Origin of the sequence: Peribacillus huizhouensis (assembly GCF_014138605.1) — a bacterium.
Taxonomy (GTDB): Bacteria; Bacillota; Bacilli; order Bacillales; family DSM-1321; genus Peribacillus; species Peribacillus huizhouensis.
In genome coordinates this window covers 323,891-340,914 of record NZ_JACJHX010000002.1, presented here as the reverse complement: position 1 = coordinate 340,914, position 17,024 = coordinate 323,891, and the positions used below count along the sequence as shown (strand labels likewise).

15 protein-coding genes are annotated in these 17,024 nt (G+C 40.2%); 13 read left to right on the top strand and 2 right to left on the bottom strand.

Translation table 11 applies throughout. The features are described from left to right. Positions 1-23: 23 nt before the first annotated feature. From HNP81_RS04785 to yajC, 7 genes are all read left to right on the top strand, one after another. Positions 24-731, top strand: coding sequence for a YhcN/YlaJ family sporulation lipoprotein (locus HNP81_RS04785; RefSeq protein WP_312859648.1), 708 nt, complete (start codon positions 24-26; stop codon positions 729-731). Between the two features lie 181 nt (positions 732-912). Further along, the gene (locus tag HNP81_RS04780) at positions 913-1,425 is read left to right on the top strand and encodes an intercompartmental signaling factor BofC (protein WP_182501756.1); all 513 of its coding nucleotides are present in this window, start codon (positions 913-915) and stop codon (positions 1,423-1,425) included. 598 nt (positions 1,426-2,023) lie between these two features. After that, complete coding sequence (gene ruvA, locus HNP81_RS04775) at positions 2,024-2,638, top strand: Holliday junction branch migration protein RuvA (RefSeq protein ID WP_182501755.1); 615 nt, start codon at positions 2,024-2,026, stop codon at positions 2,636-2,638. A gap of 12 nt (positions 2,639-2,650) precedes the next feature. Then, complete coding sequence (gene ruvB, locus HNP81_RS04770) at positions 2,651-3,655, top strand: Holliday junction branch migration DNA helicase RuvB (RefSeq protein WP_028392063.1); 1,005 nt, start codon at positions 2,651-2,653, stop codon at positions 3,653-3,655. A 70-nt stretch (positions 3,656-3,725) separates the two neighbouring features. Next, positions 3,726-4,754 (top strand): tRNA preQ1(34) S-adenosylmethionine ribosyltransferase-isomerase QueA, encoded by a 1,029-nt coding sequence (gene queA, locus HNP81_RS04765; RefSeq protein ID WP_182501754.1) that lies wholly within the window; start codon positions 3,726-3,728, stop codon positions 4,752-4,754. Positions 4,755-4,821: 67 nt separating this feature from the next. After that, entirely contained in the window at positions 4,822-5,961 is a 1,140-nt protein-coding gene (gene tgt, locus HNP81_RS04760; protein ID WP_028392061.1) for a tRNA guanosine(34) transglycosylase Tgt, read from the top strand. Positions 5,962-5,999: 38 nt separating this feature from the next. Beyond that, positions 6,000-6,284 (top strand): preprotein translocase subunit YajC, encoded by a 285-nt coding sequence (gene yajC / locus HNP81_RS04755; RefSeq protein WP_028392060.1) that lies wholly within the window; start codon positions 6,000-6,002, stop codon positions 6,282-6,284. A 124-nt stretch (positions 6,285-6,408) separates the two neighbouring features. Here the strand turns inward: yajC and HNP81_RS04750 are convergent, their stop codons facing one another. Next, complete coding sequence (locus HNP81_RS04750) at positions 6,409-6,774, bottom strand: TIGR04086 family membrane protein (RefSeq protein WP_034301183.1); 366 nt, start codon at positions 6,772-6,774, stop codon at positions 6,409-6,411. Between the two features lie 248 nt (positions 6,775-7,022). Here HNP81_RS04750 and HNP81_RS04745 point away from each other — a divergent pair, with 248 nt between their 5' ends. Beyond that, on the top strand, positions 7,023-7,682 hold the full coding sequence (locus tag HNP81_RS04745; protein ID WP_028392058.1) for a DUF421 domain-containing protein: 660 nt from the start codon (positions 7,023-7,025) through the stop codon (positions 7,680-7,682). On the opposite strand, the gene spoVB is transcribed toward HNP81_RS04745, so the two are convergent. Further along, positions 7,683-9,245 carry a stage V sporulation protein B gene (spoVB, locus tag HNP81_RS04740; RefSeq protein WP_182501753.1) on the bottom strand — a complete coding sequence of 521 codons (1,563 nt, stop codon included), beginning with the start codon at positions 9,243-9,245 and terminating at the stop codon, positions 7,683-7,685. Positions 9,246-9,379: 134 nt separating this feature from the next. Here spoVB and HNP81_RS04735 point away from each other — a divergent pair, with 134 nt between their 5' ends. The 5 genes from HNP81_RS04735 to HNP81_RS04715 all read left to right on the top strand — a co-directional run bounded on the left by HNP81_RS04735 (position 9,380) and on the right by HNP81_RS04715 (position 16,802). Then, positions 9,380-9,682, top strand: coding sequence for a post-transcriptional regulator (locus HNP81_RS04735; RefSeq protein ID WP_028392056.1), 303 nt, complete (start codon positions 9,380-9,382; stop codon positions 9,680-9,682). A 260-nt stretch (positions 9,683-9,942) separates the two neighbouring features. Further along, positions 9,943-12,192 carry a protein translocase subunit SecDF gene (gene secDF / locus HNP81_RS04730; protein ID WP_182501752.1) on the top strand — a complete coding sequence of 750 codons (2,250 nt, stop codon included), beginning with the start codon at positions 9,943-9,945 and terminating at the stop codon, positions 12,190-12,192. A gap of 513 nt (positions 12,193-12,705) precedes the next feature. After that, complete coding sequence (locus HNP81_RS04725) at positions 12,706-13,677, top strand: nuclease-related domain-containing protein (RefSeq protein ID WP_182501751.1); 972 nt, start codon at positions 12,706-12,708, stop codon at positions 13,675-13,677. Between the two features lie 252 nt (positions 13,678-13,929). Further along, positions 13,930-16,299 (top strand): single-stranded-DNA-specific exonuclease RecJ, encoded by a 2,370-nt coding sequence (gene recJ, locus HNP81_RS04720; protein WP_182501750.1) that lies wholly within the window; start codon positions 13,930-13,932, stop codon positions 16,297-16,299. After that, a complete protein-coding gene (locus HNP81_RS04715; protein WP_182501749.1) occupies positions 16,290-16,802 on the top strand; it encodes an adenine phosphoribosyltransferase in 513 nt (170 codons plus the stop codon). The genes recJ and HNP81_RS04715 overlap by 10 nt, the downstream gene beginning before the upstream one ends. The last annotated feature ends 222 nt before the right edge of the window (positions 16,803-17,024 follow it).

The window sequence follows — 17,024 nt, the reverse complement described above, 5'->3', positions numbered from 1 at the left end:
ATTTTAGGAGGTTTTCTACGTTGGTGCAGAAAAAAAAACTCGTGCTCCCATGTGTGGTTTTGCTTTGCGGACTCGTTGGTTGCTCGGCTAATAATCAGGCTGGGGATAAGAATCAAGACGATGTCCTAAAAACGGGCGGCTATGATTCGAATAGTAAGGATCGTTTAGTCCGGCAAATCACGTATCAAGCACCAATTGGCCAGGTGGTGTACGATTATAACGAAGCCAATCAGATTCAAGAAAATCTAGAAAGAAATGGCGAGGATCCCACCATTCCGAGATCGGAATATGGGGATGGCATCCTATTTCAAGATCGCCGTTTCAGCTCAAGAGATCGTAATTACCATGGTCATATTACTCCACTAAGGACGAAATCGTCGTATTACAATGCGTATGAAGGCAGACTTGTCGACGCCATCATGAAAACAGCAAACAAAGTCGATCATGTGCAAGAATCATGCGCAATTGTCAGAGATAAAGAGCTCATAGTTACATTATTGCTCGATGATTATTCTAGGGACGTGGCAATTGCTGCTAAAGAAAAAGTTGAAAGCAGCGTTAAATCTATGGCAGGCGGTCGAAAGCTGTACGTCCTAACTGACCAAGGAGTTTATTATCGCACAACCGTGCTAGACAATAAGCTTCGTGGCGGCGGACCAAAAGAACAAGTCATCTTAAATGTGGAAAATATGATGGATACGCTTAACATTCATGAAAACCATATAAAATAATAATTTCCAAAGGGTCTGACCAACACTCTATACACCGTTTATTATGACTTTACTCGTCATACAAACGTTATAGTAGATGTAAGGTCTGGCCCTTTTTTTGAGGGATATTGAGTAAAATCTTTCTTCTTGGTCAAACTATGGAATAAATGATTCCACTTCGGCCAGAAGAGGTGATTACTAAGTGAAATTGAAATTAGTCTTCCTATCTATTCTATTAACAGGAATAGCTTGGATTGGATCTGTTTCATCAGCATCAGAACAAACCAATGTGATAACGGCAGCTATAGAAAGAAAGGTCGTTTTGCAGCGGGTGTATTTGGATGGTGAGATGAGTGAAGAGACGCATACTGAGTCTATTTTAGCGATGGAGGATTTTTGGGCGGAATATGTAGGCTGGGAGCTTGTTGACCAAAATAATGAAAGAATAGTTTTAAAGAAAAACGAACCAGATATTTCCCCGTTACTAAAATCAAATGGCTTTTTTGGAATCAGTGAAGATGGAATCTTCTCCATATTTAACGGCAAACCGGAGGAGCAAAAAATCATTCAGTCTTTTTTCCAACTCGATATAGAGAAGCTAGAAGTGAAAGAACAAGAAGAGCTTGTACATGGAATTCCCATTTTGAATAAGAATCAATATGAAAAGGTGCTTGAAGCGTACAAGTCTTATTCTCTTCCATATAATAAAAAATGAATCAAGCCAATAAAAGACATGTTTCGTTTCGGGAATGGGGACGAGCATGTCTATTTTTGTATGAAGGACATGGGGACGGGGCTTCGCGACTTACTAGTATAGACCATCTACTTAGCAGGAATCGTGGAAGCGGAGGTGGGGGATAACTGCCCGTAAAAGCCCCATTGGTGATATACATTGAAACTTACCAATGCGCGCGAGCAGAGGTTTAGTTGAGGCCCACAGGATGTGGGTCACACAGATGTTGCCACAGTACGTGGCGCACTTAGTCTGTGATTCATTGAATCTGGTTCGTACTATCGCTTTATCAAAGATTTAGCGGCAGTAGAACGGGACAAACAATCAGTTAGAGATGAAGAAGCCCCCCCACTGATTGAAGTTTCACTATATGATCGAGAAAGCATCTGAAATTTCGGCTCTGTACCGCCACCATTCTGATTAGGAGAAGTATAGCGTGCTTCATGATCTACCCTTCATAGTAACTGGTGGCGTTTTAACGCCATTCATTGTTTGCTAACTTGATCGCAATCATTTCTCTGTCTTGTCCGTGTTTTTGTGGTAAAATAAGAGGTAAAGCAAATTCAGGGAGCGAAGAGATTTGTATGATTATATAAAAGGGACCATTGATTATATTGGACCAGAATACATAGTGGTGGAAAATGGAGAGATTGGCTATCAGATTATGACGCCCAATCCTTTTGTTTTTTCAGCAAAGATGAATGAAAAGGTGCAAGTTTTCCTCTACCACCATGTACGCGAAGATATTGCCGCGTTTTATGGCTTTGAAACACGTGAGCAAAAAGCTTTGTTCACAAAATTATTGAATGTAACGGGAATTGGTCCAAAGGGGGCGCTTGCGATTTTGGCTTCCGGCCAAGTAGAGCAAGTGGTACAGGCCATTGAAAATGAAGATGAAAGCTTCCTTGTGAAATTCCCAGGTGTCGGCAAGAAAACGGCACGTCAGATCGTACTTGATTTGAAAGGGAAGCTTGAGAATATCATTCCTGATGCTTTTCCGAATCTTTTCAATGACGGTCATGATAAAGCTATAAGAGCTGCAGGGATCAGTGAAGCATTGGAAGAGGCGACACTTGCGTTGAAAGCACTCGGTTATTCTGAGAAAGAAGTGCAGCGGGTAGCGAAAAAGCTTCAGGATGAGGAAATGACGACAGAACAATATATTAAAAAAGCATTGCAAATGATGTTAAGATAAGGGGTGGCGAATATGGAGGAGAGACTGCTCAACCAGGAAGCTGAATTGAACGAACAATCCTTTGAACAAAGCCTACGACCTCAATATTTAAAACAATATATTGGCCAAGAGAAAGTAAAGGCGAATTTAAGTGTGTATATAGAAGCAGCGAGAATGCGTGAAGAAACATTGGACCATGTTCTTTTATATGGCCCACCTGGACTTGGGAAAACAACCCTTGCAGTAATCATTGCCAATGAAATGGGTGTGAATGTTCGGACAACATCTGGTCCGGCAATTGAAAGACCTGGTGATTTAGCGGCGATTCTTAGTGCCCTTGAACCAGGTGATGTGCTCTTTATCGATGAAATCCACCGTCTACCCCGCACCGTTGAGGAAGTGCTGTATCCAGCGATGGAAGATTTCTGTTTAGATATCGTCATTGGAAAAGGGCCGACTGCTCGTTCTGTTAGAATTGACTTGCCGCCCTTTACGCTTGTCGGAGCAACGACTCGGGCAGGTTCCTTGTCTGCGCCATTGCGAGATCGTTTTGGTGTATTAAGCAGGCTTGAATACTACACGGAACCACAGTTAGCGGATATAATCGAGCGAACTGCTGTGATTATGGAGACAGAAATGGATCAACAAGCAGCAGGGGAATTAGCGCGGCGCTCTCGTGGTACACCGCGGATTGCCAACCGTTTGCTTAGACGGGTTCGTGATTTTGCCCAAGTACGTGGAGATGGTACAATTACACGGGACATGGCTGATTATGCACTCGAATTAATGCAAGTGGACCGTTTAGGCTTAGATCATATTGACCATAAATTACTTAAAGCCATTATTGAAAAATTCCGCGGTGGACCGGTTGGTTTAGAAACGATTGCAGCGACAATTGGTGAAGAATCCCATACGATTGAGGATGTTTACGAACCGTACCTCCTGCAAATCGGGTTTATCCAGCGAACGCCAAGAGGCCGGATTGTCACTGAGCTTGTCTATCGGCATTTTCAGATCGATCCGCTAATGGAAAAATGATTGGAGCGAACACGCATGCGTTTTCGTCAAGCATCAAGAGAATGATTTGAAGATTTAGGAAGTGAAAAAGTTGAAGGTAGATTTATTTGATTTTCATTTGCCAGAAGAATTGATTGCCCAAGTTCCGCTTTTAGACCGTGAATCAAGCCGTTTAATGGTGCTAAATAAAGAGACTGGTGAGATGGAGCATGAAACATTCAAGCAAATAACGAATTATCTGAAGCCAGGAGATTGTCTCGTATTGAATGATACGAAAGTTCTTCCAGCTCGATTATTCGGTAGTAAGGATGGAACAGGTGCGAAGATAGAAGTTCTTCTTTTAAAGCAAGAAGAAAATGATTCGTGGGAAACGCTTGTAAAACCAGCAAAACGGATTAAAGAAGGATCGGTTATCGTATTTGGTGATGGGAAGCTCAAAGCCGTTTGTACAGGCGTGCTTGAACATGGCGGTAGAATCCTTGACTTTAGTTATGATGGGATTTTTTACGAAGTGTTGGACGAGCTTGGAACGATGCCGCTGCCTCCATATATTAAAGAACAATTGGATGATCAGGACCGCTATCAAACTGTTTTTGCAAGGGAGCGGGGATCAGCAGCAGCTCCTACAGCTGGGCTGCATTTTACCGAACCACTGCTTAGAAAAATTAAAGAGATGGGTGTTCATATAGCCTTTATCACATTGCATGTCGGCTTAGGCACCTTCCGCCCCGTAAGTGTCGATGATATCGACAACCATGATATGCATTCGGAATTTTATCAAATGACAGCTGAAACGGCACAGATCTTGAACCAAGTTCGTTCGGCTGGAGGAAGAATTATCACCGTCGGCACGACTTCAACCCGAACACTAGAAACGATTGCATCGCGTCATGATGGTGTTTTTCAAGAAGAAAGTGGTTGGACGAGTATCTTTATTCACCCGGGTTATGAGTTTAAGGGGATTGATGGCATGATCACGAATTTCCATTTGCCAAAATCAACGTTGATTATGTTAGTCAGTGCACTATCCACTAGAGAACATGTGCTACATGCTTATGAAACAGCCGTATTAGAAAAATACCGCTTTTTCAGTTTTGGCGATGCGATGTTGATTATATAAAGTGGAACTTTCATCAGTGGGAGTTTTACAGGGATAAAAAATTTAATAAATAAAGGAGTTCTTGCTTTTGACTGCAATACGTTATGAACATATTAAAACATGTAAACAAAGTGGTGCGAGGCTAGGAATTGTTCATACACCACACGGCTCTTATGAAACGCCGGCCTTTATGCCAGTAGGAACAATGGCGACTGTAAAAACCATGTCACCAGAAGATTTAAAACAAATGGGTGCCAATATTATTTTAAGTAATACGTACCATCTATGGCTGCGTCCGGGTCATGATATTATTAAGGAAGCAGGCGGCCTGCATAAATTCATGAACTGGGATCGGGCTATATTGACCGACTCAGGCGGATTCCAAGTATTTAGCTTAAGCGACTTCCGAAAAATTGAAGAAGAAGGCGTACATTTCCGAAATCACTTGAATGGGGACAAGCTTTTCTTAAGTCCTGAAAAAGCGATGGAAATTCAAAATGCACTCGGCTCTGATATTATGATGGCGTTTGATGAATGCCCGCCATTCCCAGCAACTGAAGAGTATATGAGGAAATCGGTTGAGAGGACATCTCGTTGGGCTGAACGTTGTTTAAACGCTCATGAGCGCCCACATGATCAAGGGTTATTCGGGATCGTCCAAGGTGGCGAATTCGAACATTTACGTAAACAAAGTGCCAAAGATCTTGTTTCACTAGATTTCCCTGGTTATGCAATTGGTGGTTTATCTGTCGGTGAACCGAAAGATATCATGAACCGCGTTCTTGAATTTACGACACCGCTATTGCCAAGTGACAAGCCGCGTTATTTAATGGGGGTTGGTTCGCCGGATTCATTAATTGATGGCGCGATACGTGGCGTGGATATGTTTGACTGTGTATTGCCAACAAGGATTGCCCGCAATGGTACTTTAATGACAAGCAATGGTCGATTAGTTGTCAAAAATGCGAAATATGCGCGTGATTTCGGACCAATCGATGAAAATTGTGATTGCCATGTTTGTAAAAATTACAGTCGCGCTTATATTCGTCATTTAATTAAATGTGAAGAAACATTCGGAATTCGATTAACTACTTACCATAACCTTCATTTTCTGTTAAACTTAATGGAACAGGTTAGACAAGCGATCCGTGAAGATCGATTGTTAGACTTTAGAGAAGAATTTTTTGAGCAATACGGTTTTAATAAGCCAAATGCTAGGAATTTCTAACTCAAAAAAATAGATATTATTCAGAAAGGAGAGATATTATGCCACAAGGACTAGGTGGAATTCTACCATTAGTATTAATGTTTGTTCTGTTTTACTTCTTATTGATTCGTCCAAATCAAAAGCGACAAAAAGCGGTTAATTTGATGCAATCAAGCTTAAAAAGAGGGGACAAAGTCGTTACAATCGGCGGTCTTCATGGAACAATTGACAGCATTGAAGATGCAACAGCTGTCATTAAAGCGACAGATGGAAGTAAACTGAAATTCGAGCGTTCTGCAATCCGCGAAGTAAAGGAAAGCGCTCCGGAAAAAGAACTTGTATAATCAGAATGAAAATTGAAGGGTCTGACCTCGCACTCTAAATCAGTATAAAGTGTCTCATACACCTATATTATGCTGTGTTTAATTGTTGCGGGGTCTGACCCTTTCTTTGTACCTATGATCTTTTTTACGTCTGTGATGAGCTCATATTCACTCCAAGGACGCCGCCCATCATTGCGGTCACAACGAAGCAGCCTTGATGAATCCATTGTTTCAACGAGAATAGTGAGTCATGACCAAGATATTGGAACATAAGAATAATCAGTACATAAAGCACCCCTGTTCCACTACCTAACAGTAACCCTTGTTTCTTCCCCTTGCCACCTGAAACAAAGCCCCCAATAAACAACGTGATAAAAGAAAGCGCCATAATAATATAAGTGAGTGAACTTTCCGTAACACTCGTAAATCGCAGAATCATTGAAAAAATAAAGCTAAACAGAATGATTAATATAAAAATGACGCCTACTCCATGCAGAATTGCAGTCCCCATTTTTCTCGTTTCGATTGTATTCCTCCCCTTTCATCATGGCTCGAAGTCTAATAGGCCTAGATGTCTTTGTACAAGCATATTCGTATGTGTCTAGTTTTAGACCAAGTGAATAACGGATCAGCCGGATTAAGTGAAACTTCAAGTGGTGGGGAATACAGCCTGTTAAACTGGGACAAAAAAGAGCGCTAAACAAGGTAAATAATTTCCCTGTATTCCGTCTATCCTAAAACAGATTGGGGGAATGACAGATGCATGATTATATCGAATTAAGTTTGAGGACCCTGTTTCTTTACATCGTCATTCTGATTATTTTTCGAATGATGGGGAAAAGAGAAGTAGGGGAGCTTAGTGTGCTGGATTTAGTCGTATTTATCATGATTGGGGAAATGGCAGTCGTTTCTATAGATAGATTGGATCAACCGATCATGTCTACGTTATTACCGATGATGATATTATTAATCACGCAAATCACATTTGCTTATTTTTCATTAAAAAGCCTAAAATTCCGGAATCTTGTTGAAGGATCACCGACAGTCATTATTAGTAAAGGGAAAATTAATGAAAATGCGATGCGGAGTCAGCGCTATAATTTCGATGATTTACTGGCTCAGTTAAGATCACAAAATATTATTAATATTGGCGATGTCGAGTATGCAATATTAGAAACGTCTGGTGAGCTTTCTGTCATTGAAAAGTCCAAAGTAAAGAAATCGGCGAAAACGGGTCCTTTTCCACTTATTTTAGATGGCGAATTACAAGAAGATAATTTGACTTATATTAATCAAACGCCCGAGTGGCTCATGCAAGAGCTAGATAAAAAAGGATACACAAACATTAAGCACATTTCGTTTTGCAGCTATACGGACGGTCAATTGTTTATTGATGAAAAAAATAGCCCGGAGCATTAGCTAGCGCCAGGCAAGTCTTGCAAGCATATGGCCAATAACTGGAATCCGTTGCAGTTCGGTTTTCTTTATTTCTCCAAGAAGTAAAAGAAGCAAAGTGAATGTGACAACCATATTGACGCATGAAATCAACAGTCTTGGCAACAAAGGCTGAGAAATGACCAGTGTATAATACGAATAATGTCCACAAAGTCCAGTTAGCAGTGTAATGAATAGTGTCGATGCATATAAACGAAGATGGATCGTAACCGGGATGATTTTTAAAAGAGTTGTGAAATGTAGGAATGTGACTAATACAGTGCCTACGGCAATTCCGATTGTGGCACCCATGATGCCGAAACTTTCTTTTGAAGCAAGAAACCAAATAGCTGCAATTTTGACAATGGAACCGATTAAGCTGTTTACCATAGCCGCTTTGGCCAAATCGAGTGCCTGAAGCATCGACTGTAATGGCGTTTGAAAATAAAACAAGATGAAAAACGGGGCTAAAAATTTAATGAAAACAGCCGCATTATCAGATCCGTACATCATTTGTAAAATCGGTTCAGCCAGGACGAATAAAACGACAACAGCTAAGGCACCTGTTATTAAGGTAATTCGGATCGATTGCTGAAGCCTTCGCTCGATTAAATTAGTATCACCAACCGATCGAGCTTCGCTAATAGATGGGATTAAGGATGTTGCTAAGGACGCGGTCACGAAAGATGGCAACATTAATAAAGGTAAGGCATATCCGGTTAGTTCTCCATATTGTTTTGTCGCCATAGATGCTGTTAATCCGGCAATGGCTAGGCTTTGAGCAACGACAATTGGCTCGAGAAACCAAGCGACATTTCCAATGAAGCGGCTACCGGTATTTGGTAAGGCAATACTCATCAATTCCTTAAGCGTTGATTTACTAGATGAAAAAACGGAAAAGAAATTTTTACGCATTTTAAAATGTTTTTTTATTTTAAACATCGTAAGTAAATAAACGAGTGAAACAAGTTCACCGATAATTGAAGCAAACATCGCACCAGCTGCTGCATATTCAATCCCATATGGCAGAAACGCTTTTGTCAAAACAGCAATGAAGGTAATCCGAGCAATTTGTTCAATCACTTGCGAAAACGCGAACGGCTTCATATTTTGCTTGCCTTGGAAGTAGCCTCGAATAACCGATGAAATAGCGATAATCGGCACAATTGGTGCAATAGCCATTAACGGCCACTCGGTACGATCATCTGTGAAAAGATGTTGACTTATCCAAGGAGCAAGTAAAATCATAGCTGGTGTGAAAATGAGTGATAAAGTAATCGTACAGGCAATTGAAACGACAAGGATTTTCTTTACTTTTCGTTCATCACCTTTAGCATTTGCTTCTGCAACATACTTGGAAATGGCTACGGGCAAGCCGAGTTGCGTAATATTGACGACAAGGAATAAAGTGGGAAGCGCCATCATGTATAAACCAACGCCCTCTTCACCGATGAAACGGGCAATTACGATTCGATTAATAAATCCAAGAATCCTCGTTATCAAGCTCGCACCAAGCAAAATGAGGGTTCCTTTTAAAAACTTCGACATGCCATTCATCCCTGCCTTCTCAAAAAAGCTAATATCATATACAATTATCTATATGAGAATGTGGACAAAGCATGACTTAGTCTTCTAAAAAGCAACGGAAAAATCAGCAAAATGATCCCATGGAGGTGTCACTAATGGAGAAACATCATCCCTATCAGCGCTATTTTATAAAAGTAAAGCCTGTTTTACGCAACAAAGTAGAAGAATTACGACTGTTCGGTTTAGATGAGGTGAACGAAAATGAACTATGGGGATGTCTTGTTTCGAAAAGATGGAAAAAACCAGAGCCAGATATACATATTCATGAAATTGTCCAAGACATCCTCACTCTTTCTTCTAACCAATATATGACCTATAAAATGATAGAAGCCTATACAGCACCCAATTTATTCGAGGAATTATCGAGTGAAGAGCTGAAAGAACTACTTAAAGATTAATGTTTTGTAAATGGGATAAACTTAAATTGACAGTAGTTTGTAATTGTTTCATAATAATGGTGTTGCAATTATTTAGAAAATTTCTTGGAGAAATAGCGCTTTAAGCCTATTTTTTGATTAGGTACGTTATACGCTTTTCATCAAATACGAACAGGTTGAAACTTAGTTCGGGAGAACCCGTTTCTTTCGTGAGGATGCCGATAATACCGATCATTGAAACTATTGGGTAAGGCGTGTAATAGAAAGGGGTCCACAAATCAATGGTAAAAAGAAGTAGAATCGTTGCGTTTTTTCTCATCTTGTTATTAATTATCGCGACGATAGGTACCACTTCAAAAGGAATCTTGAGCAATATTAAGCTCGGTCTTGATCTTCAAGGTGGATTTGAGGTTCTGTATGAAGTAATACCAGGTGAAAATCAAAAGGTGACTCAAGATGTACTAAGTAGTACGGTAGAGTCTTTAAACCGAAGAGTGAACGTCCTTGGTGTTAGTGAACCAGTCATTTCAATTGAGGGGAAAAATAGAATTCGTGTGCAATTAGCTGGTGTTAAAGACCAGAATAAAGCCCGGGAAATTTTATCGACTCAAGCGAAGCTCACGTTCCGTGATTACAACGATAAATTGATGCTAACTGGTTCTGATTTAAAAGAAGGTGGAGCAAAGCCAACTTTTGATGAAAATAACACTCCTGCTGTATCTGTCACGTTAAAAGATAAAAATAAATTCAAAGAAGTGACGCAAAAAATTTCAGCTATGCCTCAAGGTACCAATCTTTTGGCAATTTGGCTTGATTTTGAAGAAGGAAAAGATTCCATCAAAGGAAATCAAGAGAATATGATCTCCGCACCTGCAGTATCCCAAGTATTTAATACAGATACAGTTCAGATTACTGGAAACTTCACAGTGAAAGAATCAAAAGAACTAGCTGATCTGTTAAATGCAGGTTCCCTGCCAGTTGAATTGAAAGAAGTATATTCAACATCAGTGGGAGCACAGTTCGGTGAGCAGGCATTAAATGAAACCATTCTTGCTGGAATCATCGGTATTCTGCTTATTTTCGTATTCATGTTAGGATATTACCGATTCCCAGGCTTCATCGCGGTCGTGACTTTAGCTGTTTATATTTTCTTAACATTACTTGTGTTTGATTGGATGAACGCTGTCTTGACATTGCCAGGAATCGCTGCCTTGATTCTCGGAGTTGGAATGGCTGTCGACGCGAATATTATTACATATGAACGGATTAAGGATGAAATCAAGCTTGGCCGCTCAGTGAAAGCTGCTGTAGCTGAGGGCACGAAAAACTCACTTAGCACGATTTTCGATGCCAACTTAACGACGCTACTTGCTGCAGGCGTATTGTTCTTTTATGGCACAAGCTCTGTTAAAGGATTCGCAACGACGCTTATCATCAGTATTTTAATGAGCTTTATTACAGCGGTTTATGGAACTCGCTTCTTTATGAACCTATGGGTGAACAGCAATATCTTTAACAAGCGCCCAGGCTGGTTTGGGGTAAACAAGAAACATATTCATGATCTTGCTGAAAAAATGGACCTATATCACTTGCCTACTCGTTTTGATAAACTTGATTTTGTTAAAACAAGAAAAATCTTTTACGGGCTATCAATTGGTGTAACAATCATCGGCATCATCTTCCTATTTGTTTTCGGCTTGAACCTTGGCATTGACTTCAGCAGTGGTACACGCATTGAAGTGTCTTCAGCTCAACCGCTCACGAAAGAAGAAATTAAAGGTGAATTTGATTCTCTCAATCTGAAGACAGAAGACATAGTCCTTGCTGGTACAAATAATCAATCAGGTGTTGTCCGATTAAAAGGTGTCCTGACTAAACAAGAAATCGCTGACCTAAAAAGCCATTTCATCAAAAAGTATAAATCTGAGCCGAATGTCAGCACTGTTTCGCCAACAGTCGGTAAAGAACTTGCGAAAAATGCTTTGAAGGCTGTCTTGATTGCATCACTAGGTATCATCCTGTATGTTTCTGTTCGTTTTGAATGGAGAATGGGTGTACCAACGGTTATCGCGCTCCTGCATGATGCATTTTTCATCATAACCATATTCAGCTTACTGCAAATTGAGGTCGATCTAACCTTTATCGCAGCCGTACTGACGATCATCGGCTACTCGATCAATGATACGATCGTAACCTTTGACCGGATCCGGGAAAATCTGCGTCATAAGAAGAAAATCAAGACAGTGGAAGAACTCGAAGAAATTACAAACATCAGTATCCGCCAAACATTAACACGCTCCATCAACACCGTATTAACCGTACTTGTTGCTGTTGTCGCCTTGTTAATCTTCGGTAGCGATGCAATTAGAAACTTCGCACTTGCACTCCTAATCGGAATGCTTTGCGGCGTATATTCTTCACTCTTCATTGCTTCTCAATTCTGGCTTGACTTGAAAGTAAAAGAACTGAAGAAAAAAGGAACACTCAACACAGAAAAAGCTAAAAAAGAAAATCTAGAAGGACAAGTATAATATGAAGGACCAGCGATTGTGCTGGTCCTTTATTTTGTTTTCTTCGTGAATTGATTGAATTAGGCTGTGGCACGTAAATCGTAAATCACGCACGAAACGTGTCCATTCCGGCATGAAATCCTTCCGAACTGGCACGTAAAGAGACGGATCCGGCACGTAGGGTGTAATCCGCAATAATTGCTTTCCGCACATCATGAAGCATGGGGGGGGATAATAAAAGTTGTAATAAAGGGGTTTGAATGGAGTATCCGTCTTCAATCTTGCTGTGGCACGTAAATCGTAAATTACGCACGAAACGAGTCCATGCCGGCATGAAATTCTTCTGAACTGGCACGTAAAGAGACGAACCAGGCACGCAAAATTGAATAGCGGCTCGTAAAGGGTTGATATGATACAGAACTAGACAATTTTCCACCTTATTTTGTAAAGATTAAATAGGTTTTTGCTATAATGAGTAGGATTTCCTTTGGTTTTGTCGAATGATTTAGATGACAAAATATAAGGAGTGATTTTTTGTTTATTAAAGGATGTGGACCTTCGCTAACATTAAGAAAAATGGAGGCTTTATTGCGAAGATTACCTTTAGAAGATCCGAAACGACCAATTATTGAGAATGATTATGGCAAGTATTTGGCTGGTTTTCGAGGTGAGCAGTCCCTCGTTTATACACTGAGTTTTTTGAATGAGAAACAATACCTGATTTTTCATGATATAAGACTGCCGATTAAAAATCATTTTTTTCAGATCGATTATTTAATTCTTTCCGCCAATTTTGCGTTAATTCTTGAAGTGAAGAATTATGTAGGGACGGTTTATTTTGATCCCCAGTTTGATCAATTAATCCGAACGACTCAACAGGACATCGAGGAAACCTTCCCGGATCCTGTTTCACAAGTAGAACAACACCGCTCCAATCTTCTAATATATCTTCATGAACAAAAACTCGGAACAATTCCAATTGAAACCCTCGTTATTTTTTCAAATCCTTATACTCAATTAAAAACAACCCAGGGAAATCATAAAATTACAAAAAAGGTTATTCATAAAGAAAAATTTCTGCACATTTTTCAAGGATTAGAGAATAAATATTCAAAAGAATTTCTGACACATAAAGCAATGAAGAAAGTGTCAAAAATAATTATGAAATCACATACACCACTGAATCAAGATTTATTATTGAAATATCAAATCCAAAGAGAAATACTTATGAGTGGTGTTCATTGTCCAATCTGTTTTACACTGCCAATGGAAAAATTATTAGGTAAATGGAGATGCAATATTTGTGATCATCAATCAAGTAAAACTCACATCCAATCTATCCAAGATTATGCACTACTTGTTGATACTAAAATTACGAATAGGGAGTTTCGCAATTTTCTCGATATACCATCAGCATCGATTTCTGCAAAACTCCTTAACTCAATGAACCTCCCTAAAGAAGGCAAATCAAGAGCTGTTACATATCAACTTATAATTGATGAATAAGTATCTCAACATTTTAGGTCAAAATATTTCTTTGGCACGCAAATCGTAAATTTCGCACGAAACGTCCCTATTCCGGCACGAAAGCCATACGATCTGGCACGTAAAGAGACGAATCCGGCACGCAAATTTGATTTGCGGCACGTAATAGATGAAAAGGAAGAAAAATCTATGCAGCGATGCCGGATGGAAACGAAATAAGTTTGAAACCCCTCGTCCTCTTTTGTATAATTATAGGATTGAGGGGTGAATGTATTGTTAAAGCCAAGAACTCGTTGGAATTTACAAACTGCTGATGAGCAGATTACGAATATGCTAGCAAAGGAACTTCATATAACACCTCTGGTTGCATCACTATTGGTTAATCGAGGCTTCCAAACGGTTGAAGAAGCTCGCTCTTTTCTTTTTATAAAAAAACAAGCTTTCCACGATCCGTTTTTACTAAAAGGGATGGATCTGGCTGTTGAACGAATAAAAGCTGCCATAGATCAAGGCGAAAAAATTCGCATTTTCGGAGATTACGATGCGGACGGCGTTAGTTCGACGACCGTGATGATGGATACGTTGAATAAGCTTGGTGCGAATGTTGATTTTTACATTCCTAATCGATTTACGGAAGGGTACGGCCCAAATGAAATGGCCTTTCGATTAGCAGCGCAAGAAGGAGTAAAGCTATTAATTACGGTGGATACGGGGATTTCAGCTATTCACGAGGCTAAGATTGCGAAAGAGTTAGGCATCGATTACATTGTCACCGATCACCATGAACCAGGTGTGGAATTACCAGAAGCGTTGGCGATTATCCATCCTAAAATTGACGGAAACCCTTATCCATTCAAAGACTTGGCTGGAGTTGGCGTTGCCTTCAAGCTTGCACATGCGCTGCTTGGAGAATTGCCAGAGGACTTGCTTGAAATTGCAGCGATTGGAACGATTGCTGATCTTGTCCCGCTTCATGGGGAAAATCGCTTACTTGCAGCAAAGGGAATTGAACAGCTGCGTCAGACTAGACGTCCAGGACTCATTGCACTTATGAAAAAAGCAAGCATCCAGCAGGACACGTTGAATGAAGAATCGATCGGGTTCGGCATGGCGCCGCGGATTAATGCTGCTGGACGACTCGGAGCAGCTGATCCTGCCGTAGATTTACTCATGGCCGAAGATATGGAAACGGCGGCTGATCTAGCGACAGAAATTGATGCAATGAATAAAGAACGGCAAGCGATTGTGGCTGAAATAGCCGAAGAAGCCATTCGTGAAGTAGAGGAAAACTATCCAACAGCCGATAATGGTGTCCTGATTATTGGGAAAGAAGGCTGGAATTCGGGCATCGTCGGTATTGTGGCTTCCAAGCTTGTTGAGAAATTTTACCGCCCAACTATCGTGTTAAGTTATGACAGCGAAACAGGACTTGCAAAAGGGTCAGCTAGAAGTATCGAAGGCTTTGATTTATTTAAAAATCTAACCTTGTGTTCAGATATTCTACCTCACTTCGGGGGTCATCCAATGGCTGCAGGAATGACGTTGAAGCTCGATGATGTTTCAGATTTAAGAAACAGGCTGAACAAACTAGCGGCTGACCAATTAACAGAAGAAGATTTCACACCAATCACTAAGCTTGATGCGAAAACGGATCTTACCGAGGTGAGCATTCAAACCATTGAAGAAATGAGTCTGCTTGCTCCGTTCGGGATGAGCAATCCGAAACCTCGTGTTGTCATTGATAGCGTTGGTGTTACAGGCATTCGTAAAATAGGTTCGAACCAAAACCACTTGAAACTTCAACTTGATAATGGAACGGTCAAACTGGATGGAATCGGATTTGGAATCGGCAATTATGCTGATCATATTTCACCAAATGCGGAAGTTTCGGTAATAGGGGAATTAGGGATTAATGAATGGAATAATATGAAGAAACCGCAAATTTTTCTTCAAGATATTTCGGTTACGAATTGGCAGCTTTTCGATTACCGCGGCCTGAATAAGGTGGAAAAATGGCTTGATGATGTGCCGAAGCAAAATCGTAAAGTCATTATTTTCTCAGAAACGACACTTAGTCGTTACCCATTTTTACAACAGGAACAAGGGTTTTTGCACATTCAGAATGAAGAAGAGGCAGCACAAGTAGATGTAAACGATTGTTCATTAATCTTAATGGATATGCCGCCGTATAAGTCTATTTTGGAAAAATTAATCGCAAACAAAGAACCTGCTCGGATTTATGTTCATCTGTACCATCAGCAAGAGAATTTTCTCAGCACGATGCCAACGCGCGAACATTTCAAATGGTTTTATGCTTTTTTAGCAAAAAAAGGCCCGCTTGATTTGAAACGACATGGTGATGATTTAGCGAAATATCGCGGTTGGTCACGAGATACGATTGATTTTATCTCACAGGTGTTTTTTGAACTAGATTTTGTTACAATAGAGAATGGGTTAATTATGCTCACAAACAATGCGAATAAACGCGACTTGAGCGAATCAGAATCATATGCACGTAAGAAAGAGCAATTTGAGCTTGAACGCGAGCTTGTTTATTCTTCCTATCAGCAGTTATTCGATTGGTTCAATCATTTAGTTCATAAGGCTCAAAGCCTTGAGGAGGAAACAAAGCAATGGATTTAAATCAGTTTATCACGATTGTACCTGACTGGCCGAAACCAGGGATCTCATTTAAAGACATCTCAAGTCTTATGGAGAACGGCGAAGCGTATCGTTACGCAACAGATCAAATCGTTGAATATGCGAAAGACAAACAAATTGACATCGTTGTAGGACCGGAAGCACGTGGCTTCATTATTGGTTGCCCAGTAGCCTACTCACTTGGCGTCGGTTTTGCACCAGTTCGTAAAGAAGGGAAACTACCACGCGAAACGATTAAAGTTGAATACGGCTTAGAGTACGGCAAAGACGTATTAACGATGCATAAAGATGTTATTAAACCAGGACAACGTGTACTAATTACAGACGACCTGCTTGCAACGGGCGGAACGATTGAAGCAACGATCAAGCTTGTTGAAGAACTTGGTGGTGTAGTTGCAGGAATTGCCTTCTTAATTGACTTAACATACTTAGAAGGAAGAAGTAAGTTAGAAGGTTATGACGTGTTAACTTTAATGAGCTACTAAAACGAGAGAATATTTCCAAGGGTCAGACCTCACTGTGAAAATGTGAAGTCGGCCCTTTTTATTATGGATATATTGTAAAGAAACGGTGAATATTGTCGTTACCAATTAAAAACACCTCGAATTATGCAGAAAATACTGTCTTAGCTCTTTACATATGGCTTCTTTTTCTTGATAATAGATACAATACTAATTTTCTGTTTTCTGGACGTAAATAGCGGAAGA

Coding starts and splice junctions, on each gene's coding strand:
- yajC (WP_028392060.1), top strand. CDS start 6,000: ATGCCACAAGGACTAGGTGGAATTCTACCATTAGTATTAATGTTTGTT.
- ruvB (WP_028392063.1), top strand. CDS start 2,651: ATGGAGGAGAGACTGCTCAACCAGGAAGCTGAATTGAACGAACAATCC.
- HNP81_RS04735 (WP_028392056.1), top strand. CDS start 9,380: ATGGAGAAACATCATCCCTATCAGCGCTATTTTATAAAAGTAAAGCCT.
- spoVB (WP_182501753.1), bottom strand. CDS start 9,245: ATGTCGAAGTTTTTAAAAGGAACCCTCATTTTGCTTGGTGCGAGCTTG.
- HNP81_RS04715 (WP_182501749.1), top strand. CDS start 16,290: ATGGATTTAAATCAGTTTATCACGATTGTACCTGACTGGCCGAAACCA.
- HNP81_RS04745 (WP_028392058.1), top strand. CDS start 7,023: ATGCATGATTATATCGAATTAAGTTTGAGGACCCTGTTTCTTTACATC.
- HNP81_RS04750 (WP_034301183.1), bottom strand. CDS start 6,774: ATGGGGACTGCAATTCTGCATGGAGTAGGCGTCATTTTTATATTAATC.
- secDF (WP_182501752.1), top strand. CDS start 9,943: ATGGTAAAAAGAAGTAGAATCGTTGCGTTTTTTCTCATCTTGTTATTA.